General features: G+C 68.6%; 10 protein-coding genes and 1 riboswitch. Of the genes, 6 read left to right on the forward strand and 4 right to left on the reverse strand.

The genetic code is table 11. The annotated features are described in order from the left end of the window. Positions 1-3: 3 nt before the first annotated feature. From greA to carA, 4 genes are all read right to left on the reverse strand, one after another. Positions 4-480: a transcription elongation factor GreA gene (gene greA, locus DK389_RS17490; protein WP_191970193.1), complete on the reverse strand. Its 477-nt coding sequence runs from the start codon at positions 478-480 to the stop codon at positions 4-6. A gap of 126 nt (positions 481-606) precedes the next feature. Further along, complete coding sequence (carB, locus tag DK389_RS17495) at positions 607-4,080, reverse strand: carbamoyl-phosphate synthase large subunit (RefSeq protein WP_109891462.1); 3,474 nt, start codon at positions 4,078-4,080, stop codon at positions 607-609. Between the two features lie 208 nt (positions 4,081-4,288). After that, a complete protein-coding gene (locus DK389_RS17500; RefSeq protein ID WP_109891464.1) occupies positions 4,289-4,663 on the reverse strand; it encodes a hypothetical protein in 375 nt (124 codons plus the stop codon). Positions 4,664-4,777: 114 nt separating this feature from the next. Beyond that, positions 4,778-6,007, reverse strand: coding sequence for a glutamine-hydrolyzing carbamoyl-phosphate synthase small subunit (gene carA, locus DK389_RS17505; RefSeq protein WP_109891466.1), 1,230 nt, complete (start codon positions 6,005-6,007; stop codon positions 4,778-4,780). A 196-nt stretch (positions 6,008-6,203) separates the two neighbouring features. On the opposite strand from carA, the gene DK389_RS17510 reads away from it, so the two are divergent. The 6 genes from DK389_RS17510 (at position 6,204) to thiS (ending at position 13,943) form a co-directional block, all read left to right on the forward strand. Beyond that, positions 6,204-6,668: a GatB/YqeY domain-containing protein gene (locus tag DK389_RS17510; protein ID WP_109891468.1), complete on the forward strand. Its 465-nt coding sequence runs from the start codon at positions 6,204-6,206 to the stop codon at positions 6,666-6,668. Positions 6,669-6,750: 82 nt separating this feature from the next. After that, positions 6,751-8,661 (forward strand): DNA primase, encoded by a 1,911-nt coding sequence (gene dnaG, locus DK389_RS17515; protein ID WP_109891470.1) that lies wholly within the window; start codon positions 6,751-6,753, stop codon positions 8,659-8,661. Between the two features lie 198 nt (positions 8,662-8,859). Then, on the forward strand, positions 8,860-10,863 hold the full coding sequence (gene rpoD / locus DK389_RS17520) for an RNA polymerase sigma factor RpoD (RefSeq protein WP_109891472.1): 2,004 nt from the start codon (positions 8,860-8,862) through the stop codon (positions 10,861-10,863). A gap of 158 nt (positions 10,864-11,021) precedes the next feature. Next, positions 11,022-12,290 (forward strand): adenylate/guanylate cyclase domain-containing protein, encoded by a 1,269-nt coding sequence (locus tag DK389_RS17525; protein WP_109891474.1) that lies wholly within the window; start codon positions 11,022-11,024, stop codon positions 12,288-12,290. Between the two features lie 28 nt (positions 12,291-12,318). Next, a riboswitch (TPP riboswitch) is annotated at positions 12,319-12,448 on the forward strand. Between the two features lie 71 nt (positions 12,449-12,519). Continuing rightward, positions 12,520-13,734 carry a glycine oxidase ThiO gene (gene thiO / locus DK389_RS17530; protein WP_109891476.1) on the forward strand — a complete coding sequence of 405 codons (1,215 nt, stop codon included), beginning with the start codon at positions 12,520-12,522 and terminating at the stop codon, positions 13,732-13,734. Continuing rightward, positions 13,731-13,943 (forward strand): sulfur carrier protein ThiS, encoded by a 213-nt coding sequence (gene thiS / locus DK389_RS17535; protein WP_109891478.1) that lies wholly within the window; start codon positions 13,731-13,733, stop codon positions 13,941-13,943. The genes thiO and thiS overlap by 4 nt, the downstream gene beginning before the upstream one ends.

The following is a 13,943-nucleotide window of genomic DNA, read 5'->3' on the forward strand; positions in this document are numbered from 1 at the left end:
GTCTCAGGCGCCGTACTGGACGCCGACGACCTCGTAGGACTTGCCGCCGCCCGGCGTCGTCACTTCGACGGTGTCGCCGACGCCCTTGCCGATCAGTGCGCGGGCGATCGGCGAGGTGATCGAGACGCGGCCTGAGCGGACGTCCGCCTCCGGCTCGCCGACGATCTGGTAGGTCTTCTCCTCCTCGGTGTCCTCGTCGACGAGCTTCACCGTGGCGCCGAACTTGATCTTGTTGCCGGAGAGCTTCGTGACGTCGATGATCTCGGCGCGCGAGATCATGCTCTCGAGCTCCAGCACGCGGCCCTCGTTGTGGGACTGGGCTTCCTTGGCGGCGTGGTACTCGGCGTTCTCCGAGAGGTCGCCCAACGCCCGCGCCTCCGCGATCGCCTGGATGATCCGCTGCCGCTCGACCTGCTGGCGATGCTTCAGCTCCTCCTCGAGAGCCGCGAAGCCACGCACCGTGATCGGAACCTTGTCCATCGTCATCGTCTCGCGCCACAATGAAGAAGCCCGGCCGGGAGCCAATATGCTCCCTCCGGGCCAGATGAGCTCAAATCCCGAACCGCACGAACCCGCCGGTGCGAACGCACCCGCGACTTCGACTGTTCAGGCCGCGAAGTATTCCTGCAAGGCGCGGACCTGAAGATCGCCTTCGAGGTAGGCCTTGATCCCCTCGGCCGCCGCCATCGCGCCGGCTAGAGTGGTGTAGTACGGCACTTTATGCAAGAGGGCCGCCCGGCGCAGGGACCGCGAGTCGGACAGCGCACCTGCTCCCTCGGTGGTGTTCAGGACGAGGTGGATGTCGCCGTTCTTGATGGCGTCGACCACGTGCGGGCGCCCCTCCAGCACCTTGTTGATGCGCTCCGTCGGCACCCCGTTCTCCACGAGGTACTTCTGGGTGCCGCCGGTCGCCAGGATCGCGAAGCCGAGATCCTTCAGGGTGCGCACGGCGGGCAGGATCCGCGCCTTGTCGGCGTCGCGGACCGAGACGAAGACCGTGCCGGTCGTCGGCATCGAGGCACCCGCGCCGAGCTGGCTCTTGGCGAAGGCAACGCCGAAGCCGCCGTCGAGGCCGATCACCTCGCCCGTCGAGCGCATCTCGGGGCCGAGCAGCACGTCGACGCCGGGGAAGCGGGCGAAGGGGAACACCGCCTCCTTGACCGCGATGTGCCCCAGCGTCTTCGGCCGGAGATCGAAGTTTGCCAGCCGCTCGCCGGCCATGACCCGGGCGGCGATCTTGGCGATCGGCTCGCCGATCACCTTCGCGACGAAGGGCACGGTGCGGGAGGCGCGCGGGTTCACCTCCAGCACGTAGATGACGCCGTCCTTGATGGCGTACTGCACGTTCATCAGCCCGCCGACCCTGAGGGCGAGCGCCATCGCCTTCGTCTGGCGTTCCAATTCGGCGATGATCTCGGGCGCGAGGGAGCGCGGCGGCAGCGAGCAGGCGGAATCGCCCGAATGGATGCCCGCCTCCTCGATGTGCTCCATGATACCGGCGATGAAGACGTCCTCGCCGTCGCAGACCGCGTCGACGTCGACCTCGACCGCGTCCGACAGGTAGCGGTCGAACAGGAGCGGGTTCTTGCCCAGCACCGTGTTGATCTGCCCCGTCTTGTCGTTCGGGTAGCGGGCCTTCACCTCCGAGGGGATCAGGCTCGGCAGGGTGTCGAGGAGGTAATCCGCGAACTGCGTCTCGTCGCGGATGATCGCCATGGCGCGCCCGCCGAGCACGTAGCTCGGGCGCACCACGAAGGGCAGGCCGAGATCGGCTGCCACCAGCCGGCTCTGCTCGACGGAGTAGGCGATGCCGTTCTTCGGCTGCTTCATCCCGAGCTTGTCGAGGAGCCGCTTGAACTGGTCGCGGTCCTCGGCGAGGTCGATCGCGTCCGGCGAGGTGCCGAGGATCGGAACGCCCGCCGCCTCGAGCGCGCGGGCGAGCTTCAGGGGCGTCTGCCCGCCGAACTGCACGATGACGCCGTGGAGCGTGCCGGCCTGACGCTCGGTCTCGATGATCTCGAGGACATCCTCGGCGGTCAGCGGCTCGAAATAGAGCCGGTCCGAGGTGTCGTAGTCGGTCGAGACCGTCTCCGGGTTGCAGTTGACCATGATGGTCTCGTAGCCCGCCTCGGAGAGCGCGAAGCAGGCGTGGCAGCAGCAATAGTCGAACTCGATGCCCTGGCCGATCCGGTTCGGGCCGCCGCCGAGGATGATCACCTTGCGAGCATCCGAGGGCTGCGCCTCGTCGACCACCGCGCCCGCGAAGGGCGCCACGTAGGTCGAGTACATGTAGGCGGTCGGCGCCTTGAACTCGGCCGCGCAGGTGTCGATGCGCTTGAAGACAGGGCGCACGTCGAGGGCGCGGCGCTTCTCCCGCACCTCCGCCTCCTCGAGATTGGCGAGCACCGCGAGGCGCGCGTCGGAGAAGCCCGCGGCCTTCAGCTGCCGGAAGGCGCCCGGCGTCGTCGGCAGCCCGTGGGCCTTCACCCGGTTCTCGAGATCGACGATGGCCTGGAGCTGCTCCAAGAACCACGGGTCGATTTTGCAGGAGGCGTAGACCTCCTCGTGGCTGACGCCGAGGCGGAGCGCCTGCGCGACCTTGAGGAGCCGGTCCGGCGTCGGCGTGCCGATGGCGGCCTTGATGGCGTTGTGGTCGTCGCCCTTGCCGAGGCCCTCAATCTCGATCTCGTCGAGGCCGGTCAGCCCCGTCTCAAGGGATCGCAGCGCCTTCTGCAGCGATTCGGCGAAGCACCGGCCGATCGACATGGCCTCGCCCACCGACTTCATCGCGGTCGTCAGCGTCGGCTCGGCACCGGGAAACTTCTCGAAGGCGAAGCGCGGGATCTTGGTGACGACGTAGTCGATCGTCGGCTCGAACGAGGCCGGGGTCGCGCCGCCGGTGATGTCGTTAGCGATCTCGTCGAGCGTGTAGCCCACCGCGAGCTTGGCCGCGACCTTGGCGATCGGGAAGCCGGTCGCCTTGGACGCCAGGGCGGACGAGCGCGAGACGCGCGGGTTCATCTCGATCACGATCATGCGCCCGTTCTCGGGGTTGATCGCGAACTGCACGTTCGAGCCGCCGGTCTCGACGCCGATCTCGCGGAGCACCGCGAGGGAGGCGTCGCGCATCACCTGATATTCCTTGTCGGTGAGCGTCAGCGCCGGAGCGACGGTGATCGAATCGCCTGTGTGCACGCCCATCGGGTCGATGTTCTCGATGGAGCAGACGATGATGCAATTGTCGGCCCGGTCGCGGACGACCTCCATCTCGTACTCTTTCCAGCCGAGCACGCTCTCCTCGATCAGCACCTCGTTCGTCGGCGAGGCGTCGATGCCGCGCTCGACGATGTCGAGGAACTCCTCCCGGTTGTAGGCGATGCCGCCGCCGGTGCCGCCCATCGTGAAGGAGGGGCGGATGATGGCGGGAAGCCCGACCTCGGCGAGCGCCACGAGGGCCTGGCCCAGCGCGTGCTCGGCGTAGCGCTTGCGCCGGTCGCCCTCGCCGCCCTGCCACTTTCTCTCGAACTCGGTCAGCGCCGCGCGTCGCGCGGGCGGCTCAAGGTTCGCGGCCTCGATGCGGGCGACCTCGGCGAGGTACTTCTCGCGGTCGGCCTTCTTGGCGGCCGATGCGTTGGCGAGCGCCGATTTCGGGGTTTCGAGCCCGATCTTCGTCATCGCGTCGCGGAAGAGATGCCGATCCTCGGCCTTGTCGATGGCTTCCGCCGTCGCGCCGATCATCTGCACGCCGAACTTCTCCAGCACGCCCATGCGCTGGAGGGAGAGTGCGCAGTTCAGCGCCGTCTGGCCGCCCATGGTCGGCAGGATCGCGTCGGGGCGCTCCTTCTCGATGATCTTGGCGACGATCTCGGGCGTGATCGGCTCGACATAGGTCGCGTCCGCCATGTCCGGGTCGGTCATGATGGTCGCGGGGTTCGAGTTGACCAGCACGATACGGTAGCCCTCCTCGCGGAGGGCCTTGCAGGCCTGGGTGCCGGAATAATCGAACTCGCACGCCTGTCCGATGATGATCGGACCCGCACCGACGATCAGGATCGAGGAGATATCGGTGCGTTTGGGCATCGTACGCCTTCTTACAGGCACGCGCGCTCGTCCGCGCGCGGCGCCGGGGAAGCGGAGCGGCAACGAGGCGAGCGCTGGCGGCGTGGATTGTCGTTGGGCCCCGCGTTTACACGCAGGCGTCCGCGTTTGAAAGAGCGGGATCGAGGTGGGGACGCGCGCCGGGCGCGCCCTTTGCGGCCGCGCCCGTGATGCGGCGTCGGTGCCGGCCTCAGAGGCCGATGTAGAGGGCGGCGACCGCCCGGTCGATCGAGAGGTAGAACACGCCGAAGGCGACCATCGCCGCGGCGGCGAATTCGAGGGTCAGGTTCGACAGGGTCTGCGTCCGGCGCATGATCTCGCGGCCGAAATAGACCGAGATCCAGGCGACCGTCAGCACGGCCGGCAGCACGAACAGGAAGGAGAGGGTGCTCTCGACGCGGTCGAGGCCGGTCGGGTCGAGGAGGGCGCGGATGTTGCGGACCCACGGCGCGTAGCAGGCCGCGTAGAGCGTGGTCAGCCACGACAGGCCGACCGCGACGCCGAGATGGAAGGTGAATATGCGATGCAGCCGCGAGAAGTCGTCGCGCGCTTCGTCCAAGGTCATCCGACAGCCCCGATCTGTTGTCCGCTCCGCCGGCGATGCGTTGCTGCATCGCCGTTGACGGGCGCGGACGGTCAGATGCGGGGCAATCCCGGGTTTTTTATGACGTGCGTCCGGTCAGCGCCCCGCCATCTCGGTCTCGGGCTTGTTCTCGCGCATCAGGGTGACGAAGCGCTCGAACAGGTAGTGGCTGTCCTTCGGGCCGGGCGAGGCTTCCGGGTGGTGCTGCACCGAGAAGGCGGGGCGGTCGGAGAGCGTCAGGCCGCAATTCGAGCCGTCGAACAGCGAGACGTGGGTCTCGACCGCGTTGCCGGGCAGGCTCGCGGGATCGACCGCGAAGCCGTGATTCATCGAGACGATCTCGACCTTGCCGGTGGTCTTGTCCTTCACCGGATGGTTCGCCCCGTGGTGCCCCTGCGCCATCTTGACGGTGCGCCCGCCCAGCGCGAGGCCCATGAGCTGGTGACCGAGGCAGATGCCGAACGTCGGCACGCGCTGATCGAGGAGCTTGCGGATCACGGGCACTGCGTAGGCACCGGTGGCGGCCGGGTCGCCGGGGCCGTTCGAGAGGAAGACGCCATCGGGCTTGAGCGCCAGGATCTCCTCGGCGCTCGTCGTCGCCGGGACCACCGTCACGTCGCAGCCCGCTTCGGCGAGAAGCCGCAGGATGTTGCGCTTCACCCCGTAATCGATCGCGACGACCCGGAAGCCCTGGCCGAGCTCGCGCTTGCCGTAGCCGCCCTGCACCGCCCAGACGGTCTCGGTCCAGGCCGAGTTCTCGCGGCTCGTCACCGGCGGCACGAGGTCGAGCCCCTCCATCGGGGCCAGCGCGGCGGCCTGCGCCTTCAGCGCCTCCCGGTCGAAGCGCCCGTCCGGATCGTTGGCGATCACTGCGTTCGGCATGCCGTTGTCGCGGATGCGGGCGGTGAGCGCGCGGGTATCGACGCCCGTGATGCCGACGATGCCACGCGCCGAGAGCCACGCGTCGAGGTGGCTCGACGAGCGCCAGCTCGACGGCTGCGTCACGGCCGAGGCGATGACGACCCCGCGCACGCCCGAGGCGGGCGCCGCGTCGAGGCTCTCCAGATCCTCGTCGTTGGTGCCGACATTGCCGATATGCGGGAAGGTGAAGGTGACGATCTGACCGGCGTAGGACGGGTCCGTCAGAATCTCCTGGTAGCCCGTCATCGCGGTGTTGAAGCAGACCTCGCCCTCGGCGATCCCGGTCTTGCCGATGCCGAAGCCTTCGAGGATCGTGCCGTCTGCGAGCACGAGAAGGGCGGTCGCCAGGGGCTCGGCCCAGGGCTCGGGGCTCGCATGCGCGGGCGCGCCATCGTCTTGCAGCATCGGCGTGATCTCGCTTATGTCCGGCCGACCCGGCGCCGGGAGGCCGAGAGGCGGCCCTTCGCGCGTGCGGGTGGCTTGAATTCCCGGGCGCTCTTAGCGAGCGGTCCGCGTCAGGGTCAATGTGGGCCCGCCCGCCCGGAGGCTCAACCGCCGGGAATCGCAGGCCACCCAACAGCTTTTCGAATTGGAGAGACCCATGTCCCTGCGCGAGCGCCTGACCGCGGAGATGAAGGAGGCCATGAAGGCCGGCGAGAAGGCGAAGCTCGCCACCGTCCGGATGATCCAGGCCGCGATCAAGGACCGCGACATCGAGGCCCGCGGCGCCGGCAAGGGCCAGGCGACCGAGGACGAGGTGCTGGCGCTCCTGCAGAAGATGATCAAGCAGCGCAACGAATCTGCCGGCGTCTACGACCAGGGCGGGCGCCCGGAACTCGCCGAGAACGAGCGCGCCGAGGCGGCGATCATCACGACCTTCCTGCCCCAGCAGATGGACGAGGCCGAGACGACGGCGGCGATCGAGGCCGCCATCGCCGAGACGGGCGCCACCGGCCCGAAGGACATGGGCAAGGTCATCGGCGCCCTGAAGGGGAAGTACGCAGGCCGCATGGATTTCGCCAAGGCGAGCGGGCTGGTGAAGGACGCGCTCAACGCCAAGGCGTGAATCACGGGCATGGCGAGGGCTGCTTCAGGACTCTCCCGGCGCGATCCGGTATGGTGTCCGGCTCGTCAGACCGGACCTGAGCGTGCGCTACCCGCCCCACCTTCTCGATGAGATCCGCGCCCGCCTGCCGGCCTCCGACGTGATCGGCCGGCGCGTGCGGCTGAAGAAGGCCGGCCGCGAGTGGCGCGGGCTCTCGCCCTTCAATTCCGAGAAGACCCCGTCCTTCTACGTGAACGACCAGAAGCAGTTCTACCACTGCTTCTCGTCGGGCAAGCACGGCGACGTCTTCACCTTCCTGATGGAGACGGAAGGGTTGAGCTTTCCCGAGGCCGTCGAGCGGCTGGCCGGGGAGGCCGGCGTCGCGCTGCCGGCGCCGACCGAGAACGCCCGCGAGATGGAGACGCGACGGCGGGGTGCGATCGAGGTGATGGAACTCGCCGCGGCCTATTACGAGGAGCAATTGCGCGCGCCCGCCGCCGCCGAGGCCCGGGCCTACCTGGACAAGCGGGGCCTCGGTTCCGAGATCCGCGCCCGCTTCCGTCTCGGCTACGCGGGCTCGGAGCGCTACGGCCTGCGCGACTTCCTCGCGGGCAAGGACGTGCCGAAGGATCTCATGGCCGAGCTCGGCCTCCTCTACGCGGGCGAGGACGTCACCGTCCCCTACGACCGCTTCCGCGACCGGATCATGTTCCCGATTGCGGACGTGCGCGGGCGCGTCATCGCCTTCGGCGGCCGCGCGATGCAAGCCGACGCCAAGGCGAAGTACCTGAACTCGCCGGAGACGCCGCTCTTCCACAAGGGGCAGGGCCTCTACAACCTGCACCAAGCCCGCAAGGCGGCGCACGAGCGCGGCACGATCATCGCCGTCGAGGGCTATGTCGACGTGATCGCCATGACGATGGCGGGGCATGCCAACACCGTGGCGCCCCTCGGTACGGCGCTGACCGAGGAGCAGCTCGGCCTGCTCTGGCGGCAGGCGGACGAGCCGATCCTGTGCTTCGACGGGGATAGAGCGGGCCAGCGCGCCGCCTTCCGGGCGCTCGACGTGGCGCTTCCGATGCTCGAGCCGGGACGGTCCTTGCGCTTCGCGCTCCTGCCGGAGGGGCAGGACCCGGACGACCTGCTTCGCTCGGGCGGCTCGGCCGCGATCGACCGGGTGCTGGAGGCCTCGAAACCCCTTGTCGAGGTGCTCTGGGCGCGTGCCGTCGAGGCCGGTCCCATCGACACGCCCGAGCGCCGCGCCGGCCTCGCCAAGGGCCTTCGGGAGATGATCGCGATCATCCGCGACGAGACCGTTCGGAGATACTATCGCGACGAGATCGAGGAACGCCTGCGGGCACTCTCGCCGCGCGCCTCCCAGCCGCGGCCGGGCTTTCAGCCGGGCGGTCGGTCGAACGGATTCCAGCGCCGCGCGGGCCGACCCGGCGACCCGCCGGCCTCGCCCCGCCTCACCGTGGCCCCGAGCCCGCTCCTCGCGCGCTCGTCCGGCTTCGCCGGCGGCGGCACCTTTCGCGAGGCCATGATCGTCGGCAGCCTCGTCGCCCATCCGGAACTGCTCGGCCTCAACGTCGAGGAACTCGCCGAGCTCGAATTCGAAGATGCCGACGCCGTGGCGCTCCGCTCCTTCCTTCTCGACCGGGCGGCCGAAGCGACGGAAGCGGACGCCTCGCTCGTCGAGAGCCAACTGGCCCGGGCCGGCCTCGAGGACGCGGTCGCGCGGCTCGCGGTTCGTGTCCGTCCGGGCGACCGCTGGGCGCTCGATCCGCATGCCGATCCCATGCGTCTCGAAGACGCATTGCGCCAGGCTATGATCTTGCACCGCAAGGCCGGAGCGCTACATAGCGAACTCCGTCAGGCTGAACGGGCATTAGTCGAAGAGGAAACCGAGGCCAATTTCGCGTGGCTCTGCGATGTCAAAGCGCGCTTGGCTGTGGTTGCTGGAGCGGAGGCCGAAGCGGACTTGCCGGAGACGACCGACTCGACCGCGCCGTAAAGGTGGTGCAAAGGCGTCGGGGCGACGCTCCGCCGCCGCTTAGTTAACAATCGGTCAAGCGTCTTGCTTGCATACCGGATTGAGGATCGAAGCGGCCGGGTCGCGAACCGGTCGCGGTTCACGCGCATTGCGGCATCGATGGCGCGGAGCGGCCCGAAAGCTCCCGCATCGCTCCGCCACGAAAACAATAGGCTGATCATGGCGACGAAGGCAACTGAACGGGACGAGACGGACGCCGCTCCGGAACAGCAGACCGACGGGCCGCTTCTCGACCTGACGGATGCCTCGGTGAAGCGCATGGTGAAGCTCGCCAAGAAGCGCGGCTACATCACCTACGAGGAAGTCAACGAGGTCCTGCCGGACGGTCAGTCGGATCCCGACCAGATCGAGGACGTGCTCGCCCAACTCTCCGAGATGGGCATCAACGTCGTCGAGGCGGAGGAGACCGACGAGGCGGCGAGCGAGCGGCCGGCCAACGGCGAGGCCGCGGAGGACGACGACGGCCCGGAGGGCTCGGAGGTGGCCGAGGTCGCGCCCGCGCGCGCCGTCGCCGTGCGCTCCGAAACTGCCAAGGAGCCGACCGACCGCACCGACGACCCCGTCCGCATGTATCTGCGCGAGATGGGTTCGGTGGAGCTTCTCTCCCGCGAGGGCGAGATCGCGATCGCCAAGCGCATCGAGGCGGGCCGCGAGGCGATGATCGCGGGCCTCTGCGAGAGCCCGCTCACCTTCCAAGCCATCATCATCTGGCGCGACGAGCTCGTCGACGGAAAGGTGCTGCTTCGCGACATCATCGATCTCGAGGCGACCTACGCGGGCCCCGACGGCAAGAACGCGCCGCAGCTCGCCGAGGGCGAGGAGGGTGAGGAGAGCGAGGACGGCGAAGCGGCCGCGCCCCCGGAGGGCGGCGACGACGAAGACGACATGGAGAACAACGTCTCGCTCGCCGCGATGGAGGCCGAGATCAAGCCGCGCGTCCTCGAGACGTTCGACGCGATCGCCGACAATTACCGCAAGCTTCGCAAGCTCCAGAACGAGCAGACCGCCCGCAAGGCGGCCGGCGAGACGACCACGCCGGCACAAGGGTCCAAGCAGGCCGAGCTGAAGGACATCGTCGTCGCGGACGTGAAGTCGCTCTCGCTCAACAACAACCGCATCGAGGCGCTGGTCGAGCAGCTCTACGACATCAACAAGCGGCTTCTGTCCCACGAAGGCCGGCTGATGCGCTACGCCGAGAGCCACGGCGTCGCCCGCGACGAATTTCTGCGCCACTACCAGGGCTGGGAGCTCGACCCGAACTGGATGGAGCGCGTCGGCACGCTCGGCGGCAAGGGCTGGAAGAACCTCGTCGAGAAGGGTGGCCGGCAGGTGGTGGACCTGCGCGAGCAGATCCTGACGCTTGCCTCCGAGACGGGCCTGGAGATCGGCGAGTATCGCAAGATCGTCAACATGGTCCAGAAGGGCGAGCGCGAAGCCCGTCAGGCCAAGAAGGAGATGATCGAGGCCAATCTCCGCCTCGTGATCTCGATCGCCAAGAAGTACACGAACCGCGGCCTGCAGTTCCTGGACCTGATCCAGGAGGGCAACATCGGCCTCATGAAGGCGGTCGACAAGTTCGAGTACCGGCGCGGTTACAAGTTCTCGACCTACGCCACGTGGTGGATCCGGCAGGCGATCACCCGCTCGATCGCCGATCAGGCCCGCACCATCCGCATCCCGGTGCACATGATCGAGACGATCAACAAGATCGTGCGCACCTCGCGGCAGATGCTGCATGAGATCGGGCGCGAGCCAACCCCGGAGGAACTGGCCGAGAAGCTGGCCATGCCCCTGGAGAAGGTCCGCAAGGTCCTCAAGATCGCCAAGGAGCCGATCTCGCTGGAAACGCCGATCGGCGACGAGGAGGACAGCCACCTCGGCGATTTCATCGAGGACAAGAACGTTGTGCTGCCGATCGACGCGGCGATCCAGTCGAACCTGCGCGAGACCACGACCCGTGTACTCGCCTCGCTGACGCCGCGCGAGGAGCGGGTGCTTCGGATGCGCTTCGGCATCGGCATGAACACCGATCACACACTCGAGGAGGTCGGCCAGCAATTCTCGGTGACACGCGAGCGCATCCGCCAGATCGAGGCGAAGGCGCTTCGCAAGCTGAAGCACCCGAGCCGCAGCCGGAAGCTCCGGAGCTTCCTCGACAACTGAGCGACAGTCTCGGAAATCCTCCTCCCCGGAGGGGGGAGGAGATCCGTGCGCCGAATTGCTATTTCTGGTTTCAGTCGCGCGCCGGTAATGTCCGTGTGCCGCGAGCGAATCCCTGCGCGGCCATTGTCGCCCGCGCGTCGCACCACCACCTTGGCCGTATGCTCGATCCTGGCTCCCGAAAGTCGCCGTCCTCGCCGACCGCCGACGCCGACGGTTCGGAAGCCGAGGGCGTGCCGTTCGGCCATCTCCAGGATTGCGTGGGCTTGCGCGACTGGCTCCTCAGCGAAGGCACGCGGACGCTCGCGGCCGACGATCTCCTGGCCGGGCTCGCGGAGCGCCTGAACGAACTCGACGTGCCCATCGATCGGGCGAGCACTGCCATCGACACCCTGCATTCGGAATATGCCGGTGTCGGCCGCACTTGGAACCGGGAGGAGGGCGCGACGGTGCGCCTGTTCCCGCACGGCGAGGCCTCGGACAAAGCGTACGAATCGAGCCCCTTCTACACCGTGCACCAGACCGGTGAATGGCTGATCCTCAACCTCGCCGAGACTGCGGACGACACCTATTCCATCATCCCTGAATTGAAGGCGGCGGGTTACCGCCACTACCTCGTGGCGCCCCTCATCTTCACCAGTGGCGCGCGCAACGGCATCACCTTCGCGACCCGTTCACCCGAGGGTTTCCGTGAGGATCACATCGCAATCCTCCGCTTCGTAATGCCGACGCTGGCGGCCGTTATGGAGATGCGCCTCGTGAACAAGCAACTCGATCAGGTGCTGCGGATCTACGTCGGAGACGAGCCGCACCGGGCGATCCTGTCCGGGTCCATCCGCCGCGGCCACGTGCAGCGCATCCGCTCGGCGATCCTGTTCGCCGACATGCGCGACTACACCCACATCTCCGCCGACATGACGCCCGAGGAGGCTGTCGACCTCCTCAACATCTTCTTCGACTGCCTCGTCCCCGCGATCGAGCGGGAGGGCGGGGAGATCCTGAAATATCTCGGCGACGGGCTCCTCGCGATCTTCCGCGAGCCTGGCGACGATCTCGGCGGCGCCGCGAAGGGCGCCCTGACCGCAGCGCAGGCCGCACTCGCCGCCCTCGACGAGGCGAACGGGCTCGGCCGCTTCGCGAACCCGGTGGCGGCCGGCATCGCGCTCCATCACGGCGAGGCGGCCTACGGCAATGTGGGTTCGGGCACGCGCCTCGACTTCACCGTGATCGGCCGCGACGTGAACCTCGCGAGCCGGCTCGCCCGGCTCAACCGGACGCTCGGCGAACCGCTGCTCATGTCGAAGCCCTTCGTGGATTTCCTGTGGGGCGATCCGGAACCCCTCGGCACCCATAGCCTCGACGGCTTCCCCGAGCCGATGGCGGTCTACCGTCCCGCGGCCAAGCCGGCCGCCTGCCGCAACCGGGCTTGACCCGGGGCAGCCGAGCGTCCAAATCTCGGGGTGTTCCAGGGAGATCCCCGGCAAGGGGCTGAGAAACCGATGGGCCGTCCTCGCGAGGACGGCGGCGCGGAAATCCTTCGAACCTGATCCGGCTCATACCGGCGTAGGGATTGGACCGCGGGTTTCCGACAAGGGCCCGGTTGCTTCCGAGAGAAGCGCGAGGACACCAATCTCTGCGGGCCATCGCGGAGGGTAATCCTTGGCATCCGTGCCGACCTCACCCATCGGACTCCGCCGCGCCGGGCAGGCGTCGGTCGCGCATGCCGATCTGCCGGTGCGCGCCGACATCCTCGTCATCGGGGGCGGCCTGATCGGGCTCTCGATCGCGTGGCGGCTGGCCGAGGCCGGCCGCTCGGTCACCGTGCTGGAGCGCGAGACCCTCGGGGCCGGCGCCAGCCTGGCAGCAACCGGGATGCTGGCGCCAGCCGCGGAGCACGAGCCCGGCTCCGACCTGCTTCTGCCGTTGGCCCTTGAGAGCCTGCGCCGCTGGCCGGCTTTCCGCGACGCGCTGCAGGCGGCCTCCGGCATCGGGATCGATTATCGGACGGACGGCACGCTCGTCGTCGCGGTCGGGCGCGACGAGGTGGAGCGGCTGCGCTTCCGCTACGAGTTGCAGCGCCGCTCCGGCGTCGCCGCCGAATGGGTGAGCGGTGCCGAGATCCGCCGCCGGGAACCGATGCTGCGCCCGACCGTGACGGCGGGCATCGCCTGTCCGCTCGACCATCAGGTCGATCCGCGGCTGGTGATGGCGGCACTCGCCACGGCGGCGGCGCGCGCGGGCGTGACCATCGTCGAGCGGGCGCCCGTCAGTGCCCTCGACTGGGCCGGCGGGCGGGTGATCGGCGCGCGCACGGAAGCCGGTGTCGTCGCGGCCGAGACCGTGATCCTGGCGACCGGCGCCTGGAGCGGGGAGGGCGGTCTCCTGCCCGAGGCGCTGTCCCTGCCCGTGCGGCCGATCAAGGGCCAGTCGCTCGCGCTGCGCACCGCACGGCGCACCGGCACGCTCTCGGGCATGGTCTGGACCGAGCAGGTCCATCTCGCGCCGAAAAGCGACGGGCACCTGATCGTCGGCGCGACTGTCGAGGATTGCGGCTTCCGCGACGGCGTCACCGCGGGCGGCCTCTACGCGCTGCTCGAAGGCGCACGGCGCGTCCTGCCGGGCGTCGAAGAGATGGAGGTCGAGGCGGTCTGGAGCGGCTACCGCCCGACTTCGGACGACGACGCCCCCATCATCGACGCGCTCGCGCCCGGCCTCATCGTGGCGACGGGCCATCACCGCAATGGCTACCTCCTGAACCCAGCCACCGCCGACGCCGTGACGGCGCTCGTCACCGAGGGCGCGCTGCCCGACTTCGCGCGCGCCTTCGATCTCGGCCGGTTCCGCGAAACCAACGGCATCAGGGCCACCGCATGAAGCTTACCGTCAATGGGCAACTCCGCGAGAGCGAGGCCGCCGACATCGAGTCCCTGTTCCGCTTCGAGGCCGAGGAGACCGGCATCGAGAGCCCGCAGGGCATCGCCATCGCGCTGAACGGCCGCGTCGTGCGCCGGACGGAATGGGCGCTCACGCCCGTCCGCGACGGCGACCGGGTCGAGATCGTGCGCGCCATGCAGGGAGGCTGA

This window comes from Methylobacterium durans (assembly GCF_003173715.1).
GTDB lineage: Bacteria > Pseudomonadota > Alphaproteobacteria > Rhizobiales > Beijerinckiaceae > Methylobacterium > Methylobacterium durans.

Bases quoted from the DNA above. Each gene is read 5' to 3' on its own strand.
- greA (WP_191970193.1), bottom strand. From the start codon at position 480: ATGGACAAGGTTCCGATCACGGTGCGTGGCTTCGCGGCTCTCGAGGAG.
- carB (WP_109891462.1), bottom strand. From the start codon at position 4,080: ATGCCCAAACGCACCGATATCTCCTCGATCCTGATCGTCGGTGCGGGT.
- DK389_RS17500 (WP_109891464.1), bottom strand. From the start codon at position 4,663: ATGACCTTGGACGAAGCGCGCGACGACTTCTCGCGGCTGCATCGCATA.
- carA (WP_109891466.1), bottom strand. From the start codon at position 6,007: ATGCTGCAAGACGATGGCGCGCCCGCGCATGCGAGCCCCGAGCCCTGG.
- DK389_RS17510 (WP_109891468.1), top strand. From the start codon at position 6,204: ATGTCCCTGCGCGAGCGCCTGACCGCGGAGATGAAGGAGGCCATGAAG.
- rpoD (WP_109891472.1), top strand. From the start codon at position 8,860: ATGGCGACGAAGGCAACTGAACGGGACGAGACGGACGCCGCTCCGGAA.
- DK389_RS17525 (WP_109891474.1), top strand. From the start codon at position 11,022: ATGCTCGATCCTGGCTCCCGAAAGTCGCCGTCCTCGCCGACCGCCGAC.
- thiS (WP_109891478.1), top strand. From the start codon at position 13,731: ATGAAGCTTACCGTCAATGGGCAACTCCGCGAGAGCGAGGCCGCCGAC.